This window comes from Rhodococcus huquni (assembly GCF_055231055.1).
In genome coordinates, this window is record NZ_JBUYWE010000013.1 from 36184 (window position 1) to 54113 (window position 17930).

The window sequence follows — 17930 nt, forward strand, 5'->3', positions numbered from 1 at the left end:
AGACCTTCACGTCGACTACAGTTCGGCGGCGAGTTCCTCGATGGCGGCCTCATTGCCGGCATCGGCATGTGCGAACTGCTCTGCGAGTGCGCGGCGCTCGCTCTGGCGTTGGGCTTCGAATACGACAAGATCTCGGAAGTAGATACGTCGGTGCGTCCCCACATGGTGCGAGGGGAGGGTGCCGTTGTCGAGCAGCTTGTACAGGTGTGTGCGACTCATTTTCAGTCGATCTGCAACCTGCTGGGGTGAAAGCTCGTCGTCCGACTGGGTGAGCGCGACATCGGCGCCGGCTTCGACGGATGTGGCGAGTCCGCGGAGCAGATCACGAAGCTCAGCGCTCGCTACTCGGTCTGCAAATTTTCGGAGTGCGTCCAGGTCGGCGGGCTCGACGGTTCGGGCGTCCAACTCTTTGATTGCAGGCACGACTATTCAGCTCCATCTATTGCGTGGGGTCTACAGATCCAACACCATCTGCCACATGTGCCGTAACTGTCATAACTGAAAGTACGCGCGTTCAGTCAACCACGCAAGCTGCCAACGCGGGCACCCACCTCCAGCGTTCAAGGCGACCGCGTCGCCGGGAGTAGACACCCAGTCGCTCTCATCGCCCGCGTTCACCAAGGAAGCGCGCATGCGGCCGATGCGAAGGGTGTCACTGTCGCTACAGGGCTTGTCGAGAGATGAAGGCTGCCATTCCGGGGACGGTGAAGGCGATGACGCCGTAGTCGGGTGCGTATACGAGGCCTTTGGCGATGAGGTTCGCGCGGGCCGGTCCGAGTTGTTGTGGTGTCTTGCCGAGGCGTGAGGCGACATCGCTGGAGGATGAGCCGCCACGGTCACCGTCGACCGCCATGGCACGCAGGTAGTCCTGTTCGGCTTTGGTCGCGCGGTCCCATCGAACCCGGAAGAAGCCGGTGTCGAGTTGGCTCTGCCCGTATGCGACGCCGAGTTGGGCGTCGTGCAGGGCGATCTGCGGTCCTTGAGCCACTGTCCATGCTTCCTGTCCGAACTGTTGGAGGAAGTATGGGTAGCGGCCCGATTGGTCGACGAGCAGTTCGAGGGCATCTGGTGCCCACTCTGCTCCCTCGTCGTGGGCGGGCTTTGTCAACGCATCCTGGGCGTCGGGGGAGGTGAGTTCTTCTATCCGCCAGTACTGGAACCGTTCTGCGTAGGACTTGGCTTCGGCGAGTGACCTGGGCAGGCTCGGGAGGCCTGCGAGGGCGATCAAGAACGGCCAGTTGTCCTGTGCTGCAGCGTGCGCGATGGCGCAGAGTGCGGTGAGCTCAGTTTCGTCCAGGTCCTGGGCTTCATCGATCAGTATCGCTAGGCCTTTGTTGTCTTCTGCCGCAGCGGTGCTGAGATCTCGGACGAGTTTTCGGAGGTCGGTATCCAGTACTCCGGTGTCGGCACCGCCGCCACTGGCCCCTGTCAGGTCTAGTCCGAATGTCCATGTGCCGGTGAGGTCGTAGGACGCCTTGAAGCTTGCGGCTGTCTTGAGGCCTTGCAGTATTCGGGCGCCCAGGCCCGGGCGGGCGAGGTCGCTGAGTGGCTCGTAGAGCGATTCGCCGAGTAGTTCGCGTAGGTCACGGCCGCGTTCTGCCTCTACTTGGGTAACTATCCAGTCGGCCTTTGCTGCCGTGCGTCGCATTTCCGAGAGGAGGACGGTCTTCCCGACTCCGCGGAGTCCGTACAGCACGAAGGGTTGGTCGGTACGTCCGGCTTGGGTTCGTTGAAGGGAGACGTGCCAGCCGTTGAGGATCTCGCCTCGTCCGACCAGGGCGGCGGGTTTCCTGCCGGCGCCTGGCGAGTAGGGGTTTTTCACGGGGTCCACGGGGCACCTTCTATCAACATGTATCGAAGTATAGTAGTTCACTATATCTCGGTAGATGTTTGTAGATTGGCGCCAGGCATGTCGCGTATAAGCGACAGTTTTCGTCCCGCATACGGGACAGTTGTTAGCGTTGTTCTATGGAGCTGCGACGATTCTTCGAAAACCCGAGCCTCTGGAATCTGCGAACGTCCAGTGTTTCCCGTAGCACGCGGCATCGCATTGCAACAGGCTCGGCCGCACCAACTCTCGATACCATCGAGGCGCTTATCGATGGGGCTGGCTATCGCGCGGAGATCACCAAGTCATCACTGACACCCTTACCGGCCCCCTGTGGACGCGATGCGCCGTTGCCCCCAGCGCAACCCGTTCCCCTCTTCGCGGACCACGAAGGGCGACTCCGGGGAGACTTCAAAGACACTGCGGTTTATCACCGCACCGGCTCCGGCGGCACCCTTCTACTCGCGATGCTTGCTCTCGTTGGACACGGTGCCGGCTGGGAGACATGGCTCGTTGACCCTAAACGCATCGACGGGCCACTCTGGTTTCCTCATGCCGATCGCGTTTCTACTTCCCCCAGCGAAGATCTTGACCTGATCGAACAGGCCGCCAACCGCATCTCATCAGGAATGCCGGGACAGCCACCGTTGCTCCTGACGGTCGATCTCGCCCACCACGTCATCACTCAGTCCCCCGGCGCATTCGAGCTCATTCGTCGAATCGTCAACGAGGGACCTGCGGCTGGTGTGCATCTCAATCTTGGGCTCAAACCACGCGGACAACGATTCGTAGGGCTGCGCACCGTGCACCTGCCGGCCTCGCGAGACTATGCGTCAGCGAACCTCGATGGGGTGCAATGCCGGCGCCCATGCTTGTTTTTCGACTACCTGACCCGCCGCGACACAAGCGACCTCGATTTCCGTCGGTACCTGGCCTACATGCCTGGGATATAGGTTCGCCGTGTGAATATTTTTCGTCGCCGCCGCAGACACGGCGAAGATTCGGTGCCTCAGCCGAACATGAACACCGAGACGGACCCACCGGAGCTCGACGACGAGACAGCGCTGGTTGTGCGAATCATCAGCGACTACTACGCGATGGAGCGAACCAAGTTTCGTGCTCCGGATCAGCAGGACTATCTGCTGTGGCAGAGCGGATCTTTGGTGCCCTGGTACATATCGAAGCTCTTGGACGACGGCAATCACGTCGGTCCGGAAGTAGACCGCGCATGCCTGGCCGCCGAACCTGAAGTCGATCTGTGGGAACGCGGCCGGCTCTACCCGAGTTGGGAACAGACCGTGGCGTTGGCGCGGCTGCTCGATGTGCGGGTCGGCTGCCTTGGTCACGCCGCTGCTGAGCCGTCTGTGTCGGAGTATCGCCCCGACTTAGGCCAAAGGATCCTGTGGCGGATTTTGTCGTTCGAGCCGTCAGCCGTACAGGAGGCTGTGGATTCGGTCGGAGGCGACTTCTCTCACTAGTCGCTTCCCCGTCCAGCACGCCACGAGGGGCGGGCGTCTGACCTTCGAGTCTGCACGGCTAGGAGCTGGCATGCGATACCCGCGTACTTTGGTGCCGCGCCTGTTGTGCTGAGCTCCACCGACCTCACCGATACGGCAAAGACAAGTGCCGGTCGCCGCGAGTACGAGCAAGCAAAGAACCAGATTGGATCACCTGCAAACGCTCACCCGGCAAGCTGTGGCCGATGTCGCCGCGTTCGAAAGTCACCGGCGTACGCCGAATCGATGAGCATCCTCTGAGGGAACTGCAAACAAGACTCGATAAGGCGAGTTCGGTATGTCGCCAGGCCCCGGATTTGTTTCAGGGGTGCATGCCCACGAGCCCGTCTTCCCCTGCTGTTGTCACAGAGACGCCAGGAACCGGATCTATATGAAGTAGAGCCACCGCTTCTTGGGTGTTTCGAACACTGCGCTCATCGGGTGTTTCGTCTATTCGGGTGCGGTGGAACGGAAACTCTTTACGGAAGAGGTATCGGCCATGACCACGAGTCTTCACCAACCTTCGCAGGATGTTGGACCCATAGTGGCGCGTGATCTTGCTCGGCTGCGCAATGAGATCGAGCGACTTCGGCGCGTGGTTGATGCAACCGCAGCTGCTCTGTTGAACATCGAGGAGCCAGTTGCGCAGGACTTTGGCCGTTGGGCGTATGAGGAGCTTCGGCAGGGCGGTAGATCTCGACCGGTGTGGGAGGACCTCTGAATCTTGCTCGAGTTCGTGCTCGTACCAATTTCCGTTGAGGAATCGAGGGATCAGAACTATGCACCGAGCCCTCGGCGACGTGCACGCCACCCGCGACATCCTCACCGCCCTCGCCCACGGCCGAAGCACCCTGCACCCCGCAGCCTGAAAGGACCAGCAATGACTACCGCACCCGAACATAGTTCCGCCGCACCGAGCCTGGATCTGGCCGATCAGATCGTCGCGGCGTGGCAGGACGACCACGACGAGTACGCGGACTTCGAGATCACCGACGAAGAAGACCTGCGCCACTACACCCGCCAGGTGCAGGTCAACCGGGACAACCTCAACCGGCAACTCGTCCAACGCGTCCACGAACTCGAAGACGAGATCCGCAGATACGGTCAGCGCGCCCAGTGGGCCCTGGCTCAGGACGACCCCGGTTGGTGGGAGGACGTACTCGAAGCCCTGATCGTGCGCGGCCGCGAGCTAACGCCGACCACAGAGATAAAGGATCGGTCGTGAGCGGCGCGTACACCCGGCACCAACTCAACACCGCCGCACCGACCGGGCTGCGGCACCGCTGTATCGATCTGCACCACGAACCAGCGACCTACCACCCCTGGTTCGACGTCACATTCTGCCGCTGCGGCCACATCCGATGGGCCGGCAACCACCGCGCATGGCCCACCGCCACCGAGCTGCACGAAGCGCACCCCCAGCACCACCGAGACCTCCGTACCTACCCCAGTCGGGAGGCGGCATGAAGATCTTCGACCACATCGAACCGCTGCCCCGCAACATCGCCGAATGCCCGGACTGCCACCGCGAAGCCGGACACGACGGCGCACACGCCTTGACATCGATGTCCGGGCTCGTCCTCGACACCTGGCCACAATGCACTCACAACCCAGACGACGTGTGCTCCGGTTGCGGGTGGTGGTAATCGGCGATGACCGTGACCAATTTACGAATCGGCCCTGCGATGAACAAATGCGAAGGCGAAGGAGACCCAACGATGTCGAACGAAAACGAGCTTGCGAAGTTCGCCAAAAATGGACTCGCGGCTCAGGCCGCGGTTGACGCACTTCTGAGTAACGCGACTCCCGGCTCGCAACCGCAGCGACACTACGCCGTCGCTGTGAAGGGTGCGGATGGTCGGTTCCAGGAGGTATCCGGTTCGTTCACTTCTCCTGAAGCGGCTCAACAGGAGTTGGCGCAGTTGGTCGGTGATGACCACTACCGCGACCGTGATCCGTTCGTGGTCACACGGATCGAAGAGCCGTGGACCGTATACAACACCAGACCATCATCCGACTAGCCCAGTAAACGCACACTGCCATTTCTCGACGAAAGAAGGGATGTCCACTCATGACGAACGAGCGCTACCGGTACCTCGTCGCCAGGCTGCGTCGCATGCGCGCCGAGCAGCTGCACGACCCGTACGTGATCGCCGCTGCCAATGCGGGTGCCGCCGACACCCGCATTCACACCACCAGAACACTCACGGTGACCCAGAACGACCCCGCCGACACCGAGACCGCCGACGACCTGCCGCGTGTGTGGCAGGCAGGCGACCCAGAACCCGAACGCCCGGTGCAGTTTCGGGACCGAAACGGCGTCTACTACGAAGGCGCCGGCGAAGGTTCTTACGGGGCCCACGGCGAAGCGTGGGGCGACATCGCGTTCCCGGTAACCGAGGTGCTACCCGAGGAGAGCGACTGATGAGCGAAGGCCGGTATGAGTTGCTTGACGACTTGCGGGGTACGGGAGCGATTCAAGTTGAGAGCGGTCCTGTTGTTTGCAAGTTTTACACAGATCGTCGCTTTCGAAACCAGGCTGGGCGAGTCGTCCCGCTCGACGCCTACGGTCCCTGGCGGATCACCAAGGTATCCGAGAAGAACGAGGGGATATGACCAATGTCTGACCGTGTGGATCTGGACGAAGGAACCCTGATTCATGACTGGCGTTCGGATGATTCCCTCGAGTGGAGCGAATGGGTCGAGGGCAACTTCCCTGCGTTGCGGGATGAACTGGTGGCGCACCGGAGGTCCGAAAAGGTGAGAGCCGCCCGCCCCTCCGATGTCGACTGGCAGCAGAAGATCAGTCGGGCGTTGGGCGTCCGCCTCGGAGAGATGACGCTGTCTCTGAACGAATGCCTCTCGCAGATCGAAGCGCATCGTGAGGCCGTAGCCAAGGTTCGGGAACTGGTGGACGCCGCGAACGACAGGGCTACCTCGTATATCTCACGCACAGCCGTCGCCGCGATCCTGGAACGTCCGTGTGCACTCCCTCGTCATCGCTGCTGTTCAGGCGGACGACTGTTGCCGCGAGCGGCGGGTCCGCAATCACAACCTGCTGAAGCTGCAACAGCGAGCGCCATTGTGGAGGGTGCGGCACGAGCCTTCCATGACGGGATGGACCCGTGGGGGCCGAGCACATGGGAATCCACACCCCAGGAGCTGAGAATTCCTACCTACCTAGGTGTTCGAGCACTGCTGACGAAGCTCGAAGCAGACGGATGGACCAGGCCGGGAAGTAGCGAGGCCGTCGGTTCACGTTCATTGCCCGCCGAAGACGTAACGCCGAACTTGTCGGGCCTTGTTGGGCATGAAGCCCTGCGGGAGAGCGGCGAGGTTCTCGAAAATGACTGACCGTGTGGTCGGCGGTGGTGCGTATCTGTCTGAGGATGGGGTGTACCGGTACTGGCTGCGTCGCACTCTTTCCAGGCAGTTGGTGGGCGGTGGCCGGTGCGTGTTCGTGATGCTCAATCCGTCGACCGCTGATGGTTCTGTGGACGACCCCACGATTCGGCGGTGTAAGGCATTCGCCTCGGCATTCGGCTGCGCCGCCCTCGAGGTGGTCAACCTGTTCGCGTATCGGGCGACCGATCCGGCTGATCTGTTCGCCGCGCTCGCTCGTGGCGTCGACATCGTGGGACCGGACAATCCCCGCCACCTCGCCCGGGCGGTAGCGTCCGCGGATCTGGTGGTTGCGGCGTGGGGTGCCCGCGCCCCGGTGGACCGGATCGCGGAGGTGGTGGCCGAGGTCGGCGAGTGCAGGTGGCATTGCCTGGGAGTCACTGCGGGAGGCGACCCACGGCACCCGCTGTACGTGCGCGCCGACGCACCTCTCGTGCAGTGGTCGCCGAACCTGTCCGTGGCGTCGTAGAAGGGGAAACACACTGATGAGCAAAGCCATTACGGCTGCTGAGGTGCTGACCATGTTGGCCGGCCACTACAACCCGCCGATGCGGCGCCCGGGGTGGGAGTTGGCCGCGGAGATCGCGGCACCGAATTCGGATCGGCGAGCGGACCTGATCGCATACGGGCTCACCCACACTGCTGGAAACGCGTTGGTCGGCCACGAAATCAAAGTCAGCCGCGCCGATGTGCTCGCCGAGTTGAAAGACCCCACCAAACACGATGATTGGGCCCGGTATTGCACGCAGTGGTGGTTGGTGGTTGCCGACCCGGAACTGGTGTCGGGACTCGAGATTCCCGATCATTGGGGCATCATGTCCCCGCCGTCGGGTCGGCGCACTCGGTCGATGACGGTGGTGCGGCCGGCCCCGCAGCTTTCGCCGGTCGAGCAATCGGAGGCGTGGCGCAAGATCGCCCGCTGGCAGACGCGTCGTGCGGTTGTCCAGGAGGAAGCTCACACGGACGAACTGCGGGACCTGCGGCAGGCGCTCGCCACCGCGAGGTCGCAGGTCTCCACGCTTCAGGATTCGGCCGCATCTTCGAGGTGGAGTGACGACCTCGAATGGGCAGTGCGGCTTCGCGCACGCCTGAAGGAAAGGGTTCCCGGGTGGATTCGCGTGGAAGACGAGGTGGTGCTCGATCTGATTGCTGATGCGGTGATCGATCACCATGCGACGAGGGCGTCCGCCTACCAGATTCGTCACGAACTCACAGGGCTGGTTTCGCGAATACAGAACTCGATTGCTGTTGCCGTGGATACAGCCGCTCAGATTGGTGATGCCGCGGGGGCGGTGAACGATCATGCACGTCTTGCCTGACCGATCGAGCATGACTGCTCGTGTCATGCGGGCCGCCAGCAAAAGTTGCGCGGCATTGGTGCTGGTGGCAGTGGTGTGGGCGAACAGCGAACCACTCGCCGAGCGGGTGCTCGATCTCCCGGCCGCGATGCTCGTCCGTGTAGTTCTGACGATGGTGATGGCGCGGAGTGTGTGGGCGCTTCTGCGTCCACTGTTCGTCGACCGTGGCGTGATGGTCAGTGCTGCTGCGCCCCTTGGGCAGATGGCCCGGTTGAGGAACAGTCGTGAGAGCAGCAGCCTGCTCGAACGTGCTGCCCGGGCCCGCGCCGTCGACCCGACAGATACGGATGAGGTCGCCCGAATCCGCGACGAGTTGGCACCGCGCGCCGTCGCCCAACTGCACGATCCGGCCGAGACTGTGGAGGTACGTGCAGCGCACGAGGCCGGGCACGTGTTAGCTGTCCTCGCGCAAGGAGGCACCATCGAGTCCGCGCACATCCGCCAAATCGGCGACTCTGGTGGCCGAGTCGACTACCTGGCCGCCGTCGAGGCTGACTCGTTGACCGCGGTCTGGCAACGACTGTGTACGACCGTCGCCGGCACAGCTGCAGAACGGTACATCGGTGTGGTGACAGGAGGTGGGTGCGCCGACTATCTGCAAGCCGAGCGTGATGCAGCAACGTTGCTCGCGGCCGACTATCCGATACCCGGTGTGGACGATAGCGATCGGTCGGTCTCCGGTCTCCTTCGCGCAGCGGACAGTCACGCGGCCGCGATAATCGCTGCGCGGCCGCGCGCGTTCGTCGCGATCCGCGACGCCCTCGAGGACTCCGGGCGCCACTTCCGTGTGCTGCGCGACCCCGATGTGCGGCCCCTGTTCGATCTCGATGCCGACCGAGCGCGCTATGTTGATTGCGATGGCGTGGGAATGTGAATGTTCTTTCCCACTTGGGGGTTTGCTGTTCGGCCGAGGTGTGTGCCCCGACAGAATTGCAGACTCGGGTCTATATGCAACATCGACTCTGATGCCACCGCGGCCAGCAGACCGTCCGATGGACTCAACTTAACCGCGGTTAAGTTGCTCGCATTGATCGCCGTCTTGCCCCATGATTGACCTGTTTCGGATGCTGTTTGGATTGCCACTGTTCATTCTGGTGGTGACCAAGGGTGGATTCGATTGCCCTGTTTGGTGTCATTGTTGGGGTAGTACTTGCTTTGAGTTCAGCGCTTTCAGTAGCGAAGACATTGAGGCGCTGTCGATGCGTTGTGCCTGTGGCATAGACCGGTTCCACTCATCGATCGGTCGTACTCCTATGTGGCTTCCGCGTTCGTCGCGTTCGTCGAGTTGGAAGGGCCACCAACCTCGCTCGATAGTACGGGTCAGTAACGCATGCAGAAGTTCGACAACCTCATCGTGCGTGCCGTCGGCGAAATGCTGGTTGGGATCGGGCATCACGAACAGGAGTTCCCATACGTTGCGCGGCGTGTCGTGCGACCAGCTCGTACCCCACACGACGCGGGAGAGAGTCGTAAGGAGTTCCTCGGCTTCGTCCTTGGTGATCAGGTCCTGGATATCTCTAGGGGACAGTCCATATCCGACGTTCGCAGACTCGAGCCCAACGACTTCTGTGGGATTCGGTCCAGTATTGAGGGTGGTGATCCGATAGAAGCCACCTGTGGGCATTGCTGGAACGATCGACTTCGAGACGGACCACCACGCCATGTCGTCGGGATCGGGGCCACCTTCACCCAGCGCCCAATAGTCGCCGTCATCGAGCACCGACGTGACCGTGACCTCGTTCGTGGAGGTTGATTCTGGTGAGATGGTCATTGCATCAATCCTGTCTTGGGGCTTCTTCATTGCGGCGCCCGTACCCCTCGGGTTTACGGGCGAACAGGTGTCGCGCATGTCTCGTAGCATGAAGCTGTGATCCGTTATCTCTCACTCCTTGACGTCGCGGACAAAACCGGACTGAGCGTGAACACGCTGAAGGGGTATGCCCGCAAGGGAATTCTCCCCTTCCCTGATGCAGTTGTCGGCACACACCGGGGATGGCTCGAATCCACGATCGACACATGGGCCGAGAATCGGCCGCTCGCAAAGGTGCGAACACCCTCGGATTAGAGCGGCATGTGACGCCTCCGCACTCGGATTCGCTACGTACGATCTTCGCCGGCCGCGCGGCCGGAACGAGAACAGGGGGTGGCGAGGTATTAGGGTTGGTCAATGGTTCGATCCGCTGTGAAGTAGAAGGTGAGGGGAAGTTCCCTACCCCGCCCTTGCGGTTCACCACGGCACTGTTCACGTCGTGCTCCGTCATTCGTCGTCACCCGAAGGGGTGGCTCTCCGGTTCGTTGTTCGGTACCTGGTTTCACATGTTCTTGCTCCAGTTGGGATGTGCGGTGCGGCACGAGCCGCGTAACCCAACGCAACGGTAGACCCGAACGGGTCTACATGCAACACCCGGCCGTCCAACTTGCCACGGTTAAGCCTCACCTGTCGGGTTTGAACGGTTGAACACGTTTGCGCCAGGTCGAAGTAACCGCGGTTAAGTGGAGCCAGCGGTAGCGGGTGTCGGTCGGTCCACCGCCACACCAGCGGTTGTATCAGGGTGGCATTTGAGTAGCAATGTGGTAGATGTGCTATATCGCTCCGACCAGGAGTGCTGCGGCTGCCCATCGGATGTGTTCGAGTTCGTAAATGAAGGTGAGATCATGTCCCACGCCCTCGCAGCGGAAACCCACGCGGTCACGACGCGCATGGACATCCACGAGGTGACGCGACAGCTCAATAGTCATCTCGGTCCCACGCTGGTCGCGACCCTCGCGGGGATTCGAGACAGGAAGCTCCCACATCGGTGGGCGAAGGAGGACGGGCCGGAACCACGGCCAGAGCACCAGAAGCGTTTGCGGGCGGCACACCGAGTGTGGCGTCTGATCAGCGCCACTGAAGGCGCCAGCGTCGCACGCAGTTGGTTCATCGGCGCAAACCCGAGGTTGAACGAACTAGCCCCGGTGATTGCTCTGCGTGAGGGAGACGCTGCGGGTGTCATTTTTGCCGCCACCGCCTTCGTCGAGATCTCTTGATGAGTGTCCGCCGAGTGGGGTCGAAGCCGGGCCGCTGGTCAACGCGAACACCCTGGTCACGATGCCTGGAATATAGGTTCGCCGTGCGAATATTTCACGGTCTCTGAGCACCCGTTTGTAGGTTGAGAGGCGAAATATTTCCAGGGGGACAACGAGGCTGGAGTTGCCGATGTCGAAGGTGCTTCCACAGCTGGCTGCACTCTGAATGGGGAGTGGTGTTGTGTACGAGGTAATTGACGGCATCGCGGGGTGTTGCCGCCGAGATCGAATAGCGCTACGTACGCGGCGGGTACGGCCGATTTCGTGTCGGGGGTCCAGTATCGGATCCGTTGTGCGTCAGGTGTCTTCGTTGCGCTTGCGGGCTGCGTGGGTGCGGCGTGAGGGTGTGCGGGGTCTGCCTGCTGTTCCTTGGCGGTTTCGGATCCAGGTGAGGATGTCGCTGCGATTCCACAGTGGCGAACCGCCTATGCGTTCGACTGGCGCGGGGGCGCGGCCGCGGGCGACGTAGGAGCTGAATGTTCGCTCGGCGATGGTTTTGCCGGTTTCGGCGGTGAAGAGTTCGAGGACCTGGTGGGTTGTCAGCAGGCCGCGGGTGTCCATGGACAGTGATATTACAGGCTTCTACTGCAATTTCTGGAGGGGCGGCCTGCTGCGGGGCAGTCCGGTTGCCGGATCTGTTGTAAATTGCAGTAGACTACTGTAATAATTACGTGGAATCAGCCGCCCACGAGAGGGAAACAGATGAACCCTCACATCACCCACCGCACCGACGATTTTCAGGCAGCACGTCGAATCGACGCAGTGATCGAATACTTCCCGGGACCGGACGGATCCGTGCGCGCCCTGGTCAAGTTCGCCGACCACACCACTGCCGAAGCCGCCGCCAAAGACATCACGATCCCGAGGACCGCATTCTTCGCTGCTGCCTGACTGGTAGGTGCGGAAAACCGGAAGAAGGCCAACTGTGAACACCGAACTCACCACGGTCCGCGACCGGCTCAGCCCTACCTCAACGCCGTATCGGAGTGCGCACCGCAACGAAAAGCGGGAAGACCTCTAACCAAGAGCGGCCCCGACCGGTGTTCCAGCACCGACCAGGGCCTTCGACCACAACGGAAGAAGGATTCCGTCATGAATCGCAGCAAGAGTCTATCCACCGGGCGAGCCCGCGAGTTCGAAACGATCGCCCAAATCCTGTTCGCCACGTTCGTCGTGATCATGAGCTACCTGGTCGTCCTCGGCGCCATGCTCACCGTGGTCGTCCTCGCAGGAAAGGCGTGATCATGGCCCCCTCGACGCTGCGTGGATCGCGCCGCACACGAACCATCACAACCGACGACGGAGTTCCCTTGTCCGTCCACGAGTACGGTCCCCGCAACGCACCGCTGACCTTGGTGTTCGTTCACGGGCACTGTCTACGCGCCGCCGCGTGGGACTTCCAGCTCGCACATCTGCATCGCATGTGGGGCCCGAAGATCCGGATGATCGCCTACGACCAGCGCGGCCACGGCGATTCCGGGAACACCCGCATGGACACCTACACAATCGACCGCCTCGGCCGCGACCTCGCCACCGTCCTCGACGAAGCGTCCACGGGACCGACCATCGTGATCGGGCACAGCATGGGAGGAATGGCCGCACTCGCGCACATCCGGCAAAACCCGGACGCAGTTGCGACCCATGTGGTCGGCATGGCGTTGATCGCCACCTCTGCCGGCGACCTCGCCCTCCACGGTCTCGGCCGCAGCCTCAACAGCCCTTTGTTGGGCCTGGTCAGGGCAACAGTGTCCACAGTCCCCGGAGTGGCCAACGGGGTGAGGAAGGTCGGTCAGTACGTGTGCCGGCCCCTGATCCACGGCGTCGGCTACGGAACCCACACCACCGGCCAGATGCGCACCATCGGCACCGCCATGCTCAGTGCCGTCGCACTCGAGACCATGGTCGGATACCTACACACCCTCAAACAGCACGACGAACGCGCGGCACTCGACCTGATCCGCCCGATTCCCGTGTCGATCATCTGCGGCAGCATCGACCTGATGACCCCGCCGATCCACTCACAGACCATCGCGGCCGCATTGGCCGACGGTGATCTCACGATCGTCGACCGCGCCGGACACATGGTCATCCACGAACGCCCCACCCAGGTCAGCGCGATCCTCTCCCGACTTGTGGACCGGGTCACCGCCGCCCGCAACAACACTCACGACAGCAGTATGCCGATGCGGGTCGCCCGATGAAGATCCGCCGATGTGCGGCGAACTGTGCACACACCCGGTGTCGGCACCGCCGCCACGACGTAAGCAGAAGGACAGAAAATGACGATGACTCGACGGTCGACGAGAATACGAAACCCGCTCGTGTGCCCTGACGCGGACGGATACCACGTTCACGATCCGTGCCATCCGGTGAAGCCGGGGCGCCCCGAGAGTGTTCTGAGGACTGCGGCAGACGCCGCGGTGGCAGTCGGAGCTATCAGCTTTGTTGTGAACCTGACTATGTGGCTCGTGGTGGGACTGTCGCGCGACCATTCACGGGCGGACTTCGCCGGGCGGCTTTCCGGCGGGGTGTTCCTGTCTGCCGTGCTTCTGCTTTTCGCATGCGAGTTCGCTGCGGATCATCTCGGCGCCGTCCGCGCACGTCACCGAGACCAGCACACGATAGGAACGTCAGATTTCGAAGAGAGCCCAGAAGAGGTCAGAACTCTGTTTGCGCAAGGCTGCGCCACTCTCGACGAGCTCCACAACTCGCGTGCCTACCGTGAAGGGTGGCTGGGGGAGCTCGCCGGCAGTGAGTTCGCCGCATGGTGCTACGCCGACAATCTTCACCGTGCCCACCGTCTGCACCGGCAGACCGAGGAAGTGAAGGCCGCGGCGGAGCGTGCAGGGGTGATTCCCGCGATCGGCGATGCCTACCGTCAGTACGCCGATCTCCTCGCCGGTGCTCGCACCGAGCTCGCCCACTTCACGGCTGCGCAGGAGCAGGCCGCCACAATTACTGCGGATCTCGAAGCGCAGGACCTCAGCGTTGCGGAGTCTCGTGCTCAACTCGAGGCACTCGACGGGTACCAGCGTGCACAGCAGGATTTGGATGCGCATACGTCCGGCCATCGCCGGCGCGATACTTCGCTCGCGGCCGACCTGAAGGATGCGACCTCGGCCCGACTCGCGGGTTATCGAGCTGTCCGTTCGTAGATTGCCATAGGCCCGGCAATGTGCCCGCTACCAATGACAGCCGTCAGATGACCCGCTTCGTGGAGTGATGACACGCAGGTTCGAACACAGTTCGCGCCTCCCGTATGTCACACAGAAGGGATGACACGGATCTATACAAGGCAAAGGCGTCAGACTGGTCGAATGGGAAAGTCCCAGACGATCCCGAGAGAAGGGAGTTACTGCATGTACCACGAAGAGCGGACGATTCGCCATCCGATTGGCACTCACCACGAAATGCTCGATCTGATACGCGAGGTGCGCAAGGAGCAGGATGCTCGTGCACGTCACAGCAAGTCGGTCGGTGCAGAAATCACGGGTGTGGATACCGAGTTCGGCACAAGCGTCCGGACTAGCAATGCCCTTGAGAGGGTTGATGTGTCGGCCAACCGTGTCGGCGAACTCGGATTCGGTCGCGGGAACACTCTGAAGACTGATGTTGCTGTGAGTGACGCGGACCGGATGGTGTGGCCCGCGATCTCTTGGCCCGCTTCGTCACAGAGTCGGCAGGATCCGGATCTATATGAAATTGGGCCGTCTACGAGAGCCTCGGCACTCGATGGGTAGTTGATTCCGACCAGTTTGGGAGCACTTCGGAGTTTGTCTCGGATTCGTGTCGGTCTGTACCGGCAATGTCGGTGCTCGCAGAAACATTGCAACTCAAGGAACGAGGAGATGGGATGAGCGCACCCAGGGTCGACAGCAGCACCCAACAGTGGGCGCAGCGCATGCTCGCTCCCGGCGCAGCTGTGATCGTCGACGTCGAAACCACTGGGTTCAATGGGGCGATCATCGAGATTGCGATCATCGACGCCGCCACCGGGCAAGTTCTCCTCGACACCCTCGTAGACCCGGGCCCTGTCCGGATCGAAGCACCCGCGCAAGCCGTTCACGGTATCTCCGCGCTCGAACTCCTCCACGCGCCCACCTGGGCCGCAGTTGCCCACCAGGTCGAGGACATCACAGGCGGGCGGACGATCCTTGCTTACAGTGCAGACTTTGACTACGGCCGCATTTGCGCCGACAACGATCGCTACCACCTGAACCTCGAACACATCAGTTGCCGCGGCAGCTGGGATTGCGTCATGGTCGCCCGCACCACCGCAGAGCAGGCCGGAAGGAACCTGCGCCTGGGTGCTACGCACCGCGCTCTCGGCGACGTGAACGCAACTCGCGACATCCTCATAGCCCTTGCTCACGGGCGAAGCACCCAGGGTGCAACGCCGATTGACCGCACGCGCGGTGTGTTCGCCCCTGTCGTGAAACGAATACTGCAGAGTGGATGCACGGGAGGGAAAGGGTGACTGATATGAGGGGTGCGGTCCGCAGCGAAGTTGGAGGAATTTCGGTCGGTCATGGCCGGGAGGATGTCAAGTACTGGGTCAGTACGGCCGCTGCGCAGGAACTTGCCGCCGCGACTGACAGGATTGCGCAGTCTGAGAAAAAGATTGCGGAACTGGTCGGCGGTCCGGCACTCGATTCGGTCGAATTGCCTGCCCGGTGGGAGGTCGATAGCGCGCGGCTCGACGTACGTCTGCGGGGCAAGCTGAGCAGGCGGGTCGAACAGGGTCTTCCGAATCCAGATCACGCACGTGGGGTCAGTGCCCTCATTCGGGGCAGCCGGGCGTATAGGGAACAGGCCCGTCGTCGGATTGAGAGGCAAGCCCAAGCTGGCTCCCTATCCCGTGATCCCGTTCCCGCCGACTTCGCGTTGACGGGCGATCAGGAACGTTTGATCTATTCGCACCTTCCTGGGTTGCAAGGGCATCCCGCGCCGGCGGACACGCGAAGCGTTGGCGACAAGATTCTCACCACCGTCGGTGGTGTGCTGCGTGCACTCACTTACGTGCTCCTCCTGGGGGTCATGGTGTCTCTGCTGTCCGGACGGAACGAGGTCGCGGCGGCCCTCGCAGTCCTGTGTGGGGTGGGTTCCATTGCTGGCACCTGTGCGAAGAGATCTCACGAGCTCGAACTCACATCCGAAGATTTTCAGCGCCTCGAAGGTGCAAGTGTGCGGCGTGTGGAGCCGACGAACGGAACGCGTGAGCACCGATTGGCGGCGGCGGCGACGGCGATGCTCGACGCGGTCCGCGGCTACCCAGCATGGCAGTCCGAGTTCCTGACCACCCACCGGATCCAATTCGATCCAGAAGCGGAGGCAGGCCAGATACTCGAGCACGCATCGAAGATCAGCGAGATCGCTGCCACCCTGGGCCCCGAACCTGTCGGTGCCGGCGGGAATGCCGAGGCGGCTCGACGTCAACGGCAGATTGTCACCGACAGCCTCGATGTCGTCTATGGCAGCCTCGAGCAGCGGGTAGCAGCGTTGTACCGATACACCCTCGAATTGCACGCACTCAACGACGAATACCTGGCACTGCAGGTGATAGACCGCAGCTCCGATGCGATTCCGGCGGTCGACGATCTCCTCATTCAGACGGGGCACGACGCACTCGCGGCCAAGCACCTCGACCGACTCACCGCGGACGCGGAAACGCTGCGAGCGAGCATCGAAGCGCACATCTCAGTGTTGACGGGCGACCTGCAGCTGCTACACCACCAGCACTGAGGCACGATTTCCGAAACCCCATCGACTAACGCAATCAGGCCACAAATGAAGGGACACGACAATGCCCAAGTTCGGTATCCAGTTCGGAAAGCCTTCCAATCAGATCTACATCGGTCGAATCAACAAGGCACAGAGCGAGTTTCTTGACGGCAAAGAAGAAGCGTCGTATCCCGCGGTCCACGCGGTCGCTGAGTACGTGCTCGCGAACCATCCGACCGACAAAGACGGCGAGGGAGGCATGTGGATCACCACACCCGACGGGGTTCGGTACGGGATCGACGTGCAACGTCTCACGTCAGACGTGGATGCAGTCTCGAATAGGTCGGTGTGACAGGAAACGCTGAGGCGGTGTTCTGGTGATATGGGTTCCCGTCGCTGGTCAGGGCGGTTACCGCTACCGTGACACTCTTGCTGTCCGCACCGGGTGCGACTCGACGCGCAGTATCAGCGTCGGTGGCCGGGGTTTTGAGATGGATTCGATCGCAGAGTGTGACCGGATCGTCCCCAGGGGCGGTGAGGTGAAACCTACGTTGCGAGCGGGTGTCGTCCGGGTCCCTGAGTTAGATCGTCGGTCCACTACCTGTGTGTGTGTCGCCGCTCATCTAGACCGAGTCGATGTCGGTTGGCGAGAGTGTCGAGGTACAGGTGCTCTGCTCGGGTCCACACCTGAATCGTCACTGTCGACTGTTCGTTGGAACTGGCAGCGATGATCTCGCAGACCGCCCACCATGTCGCGGTGTCTTGCTGGCACCAGGCGACCTGATGGCCGGGCATGACCGGTTCGAATCTCACTCCCGAACCGGTCACGTACAACTTTCTGGCCGGCATTAATGGTGATCTCCCTACGCCGCCAGGAAGCGTGGCGTTCATGTCGACGAGAACTGGGCGTGGGGGTTCGAATCGATGTAGTGTGCGGCGGCCGTAGGCACCATCGTCCCAGTGATCTTTCATGGCTGAGCGTGACGTGAGGGGTGGGTGGGTCGATTCCTCCGCGCGGGCTTGTCGGGTTCGCGTTCGGGTGGGTTTCCTGTTCTCCGC

The 17930-nt window shown here is 62.0% G+C and carries 24 protein-coding genes; 20 read left to right on the forward strand and 4 right to left on the reverse strand.

Features of this window, described 5'->3' with window-relative positions; all coding sequences use genetic code 11:
• Positions 1–15: 15 nt before the first annotated feature.
• Both ACZI8R_RS19230 and ACZI8R_RS19235 read right to left on the reverse strand, forming a co-directional pair.
• Positions 16–423, reverse strand: coding sequence for an excisionase family DNA-binding protein (locus ACZI8R_RS19230; protein ID WP_463381265.1), 408 nt, complete (start codon positions 421–423; stop codon positions 16–18).
• A 238-nt stretch (positions 424–661) separates the two neighbouring features.
• Positions 662–1831, reverse strand: coding sequence for an ATP-binding protein (locus ACZI8R_RS19235; RefSeq protein ID WP_463381266.1), 1170 nt, complete (start codon positions 1829–1831; stop codon positions 662–664).
• Positions 1832–1968: 137 nt separating this feature from the next.
• On the opposite strand from ACZI8R_RS19235, the gene ACZI8R_RS19240 reads away from it, so the two are divergent.
• The 11 genes from ACZI8R_RS19240 (at position 1969) to ACZI8R_RS19290 (ending at position 8958) form a co-directional block, all read left to right on the forward strand.
• Positions 1969–2781, forward strand: coding sequence for a hypothetical protein (locus tag ACZI8R_RS19240; protein ID WP_463381267.1), 813 nt, complete (start codon positions 1969–1971; stop codon positions 2779–2781).
• Positions 2782–2790: 9 nt separating this feature from the next.
• A complete protein-coding gene (locus ACZI8R_RS19245) occupies positions 2791–3306 on the forward strand; it encodes a hypothetical protein (RefSeq protein ID WP_463381268.1) in 516 nt (171 codons plus the stop codon).
• Between the two features lie 898 nt (positions 3307–4204).
• Entirely contained in the window at positions 4205–4549 is a 345-nt protein-coding gene (locus ACZI8R_RS19250; protein ID WP_463381269.1) for a hypothetical protein, read from the forward strand.
• Entirely contained in the window at positions 4546–4791 is a 246-nt protein-coding gene (locus ACZI8R_RS19255) for a hypothetical protein (protein ID WP_463381270.1), read from the forward strand. Before ACZI8R_RS19250 ends, ACZI8R_RS19255 begins: the two co-directional genes overlap by 4 nt.
• Complete coding sequence (locus ACZI8R_RS19260; RefSeq protein WP_463381271.1) at positions 4788–4970, forward strand: hypothetical protein; 183 nt, start codon at positions 4788–4790, stop codon at positions 4968–4970. The genes ACZI8R_RS19255 and ACZI8R_RS19260 overlap by 4 nt, the downstream gene beginning before the upstream one ends.
• A 6-nt stretch (positions 4971–4976) precedes the next feature.
• Complete coding sequence (locus ACZI8R_RS19265) at positions 4977–5345, forward strand: hypothetical protein (protein ID WP_463381272.1); 369 nt, start codon at positions 4977–4979, stop codon at positions 5343–5345.
• A 50-nt stretch (positions 5346–5395) separates the two neighbouring features.
• Positions 5396–5749, forward strand: a complete 354-nt coding sequence (locus tag ACZI8R_RS19270) for a hypothetical protein (RefSeq protein ID WP_463381273.1) — start codon at positions 5396–5398, stop codon at positions 5747–5749.
• Positions 5750–5943: 194 nt separating this feature from the next.
• Complete coding sequence (locus tag ACZI8R_RS19275; RefSeq protein WP_463381274.1) at positions 5944–6678, forward strand: hypothetical protein; 735 nt, start codon at positions 5944–5946, stop codon at positions 6676–6678.
• Positions 6671–7195, forward strand: coding sequence for a DUF1643 domain-containing protein (locus ACZI8R_RS19280; RefSeq protein ID WP_463381275.1), 525 nt, complete (start codon positions 6671–6673; stop codon positions 7193–7195). Before ACZI8R_RS19275 ends, ACZI8R_RS19280 begins: the two co-directional genes overlap by 8 nt.
• Positions 7196–7211: 16 nt before the next feature.
• Entirely contained in the window at positions 7212–8045 is an 834-nt protein-coding gene (locus tag ACZI8R_RS19285; RefSeq protein WP_463381276.1) for a hypothetical protein, read from the forward strand.
• Positions 8046–8055: 10 nt separating this feature from the next.
• Positions 8056–8958 (forward strand): hypothetical protein, encoded by a 903-nt coding sequence (locus ACZI8R_RS19290; RefSeq protein ID WP_463381277.1) that lies wholly within the window; start codon positions 8056–8058, stop codon positions 8956–8958.
• A gap of 258 nt (positions 8959–9216) precedes the next feature.
• Here the strand turns inward: ACZI8R_RS19290 and ACZI8R_RS19295 are convergent, their stop codons facing one another.
• Entirely contained in the window at positions 9217–9885 is a 669-nt protein-coding gene (locus ACZI8R_RS19295) for a hypothetical protein (RefSeq protein ID WP_463381278.1), read from the reverse strand.
• Positions 9886–9951: 66 nt separating this feature from the next.
• Here ACZI8R_RS19295 and ACZI8R_RS19300 point away from each other — a divergent pair, with 66 nt between their 5' ends.
• Both ACZI8R_RS19300 and ACZI8R_RS19305 read left to right on the forward strand, forming a co-directional pair.
• Positions 9952–10149, forward strand: coding sequence for a helix-turn-helix transcriptional regulator (locus ACZI8R_RS19300; RefSeq protein ID WP_463381279.1), 198 nt, complete (start codon positions 9952–9954; stop codon positions 10147–10149).
• Between the two features lie 590 nt (positions 10150–10739).
• Complete coding sequence (locus ACZI8R_RS19305; RefSeq protein ID WP_463381280.1) at positions 10740–11111, forward strand: hypothetical protein; 372 nt, start codon at positions 10740–10742, stop codon at positions 11109–11111.
• A gap of 336 nt (positions 11112–11447) precedes the next feature.
• Here ACZI8R_RS19305 and ACZI8R_RS19310 read toward each other — a convergent pair whose 3' ends face one another.
• Complete coding sequence (locus ACZI8R_RS19310; protein WP_463381281.1) at positions 11448–11711, reverse strand: helix-turn-helix transcriptional regulator; 264 nt, start codon at positions 11709–11711, stop codon at positions 11448–11450.
• 141 nt (positions 11712–11852) lie between these two features.
• Between ACZI8R_RS19310 and ACZI8R_RS19315 the strand changes: the two genes are divergently transcribed.
• From ACZI8R_RS19315 to ACZI8R_RS19345, 7 genes are all read left to right on the forward strand, one after another.
• Positions 11853–12041 carry a hypothetical protein gene (locus ACZI8R_RS19315; RefSeq protein WP_463381282.1) on the forward strand — a complete coding sequence of 63 codons (189 nt, stop codon included), beginning with the start codon at positions 11853–11855 and terminating at the stop codon, positions 12039–12041.
• 201 nt (positions 12042–12242) lie between these two features.
• The gene (locus tag ACZI8R_RS19320) at positions 12243–12392 is read left to right on the forward strand and encodes a hypothetical protein (RefSeq protein ID WP_463381283.1); all 150 of its coding nucleotides are present in this window, start codon (positions 12243–12245) and stop codon (positions 12390–12392) included.
• A 2-nt stretch (positions 12393–12394) separates the two neighbouring features.
• Entirely contained in the window at positions 12395–13351 is a 957-nt protein-coding gene (locus tag ACZI8R_RS19325; RefSeq protein WP_463381284.1) for an alpha/beta fold hydrolase, read from the forward strand.
• Between the two features lie 78 nt (positions 13352–13429).
• Entirely contained in the window at positions 13430–14305 is an 876-nt protein-coding gene (locus tag ACZI8R_RS19330; protein WP_463381285.1) for a hypothetical protein, read from the forward strand.
• Positions 14306–15003: 698 nt separating this feature from the next.
• Positions 15004–15627: a 3'-5' exonuclease gene (locus ACZI8R_RS19335; protein ID WP_463381286.1), complete on the forward strand. Its 624-nt coding sequence runs from the start codon at positions 15004–15006 to the stop codon at positions 15625–15627.
• A gap of 521 nt (positions 15628–16148) precedes the next feature.
• Positions 16149–16892 (forward strand): hypothetical protein, encoded by a 744-nt coding sequence (locus ACZI8R_RS19340; RefSeq protein ID WP_463381287.1) that lies wholly within the window; start codon positions 16149–16151, stop codon positions 16890–16892.
• A 61-nt stretch (positions 16893–16953) separates the two neighbouring features.
• On the forward strand, positions 16954–17223 hold the full coding sequence (locus ACZI8R_RS19345; protein ID WP_463381288.1) for a DUF7446 family protein: 270 nt from the start codon (positions 16954–16956) through the stop codon (positions 17221–17223).
• Positions 17224–17930 lie beyond the last annotated feature (707 nt).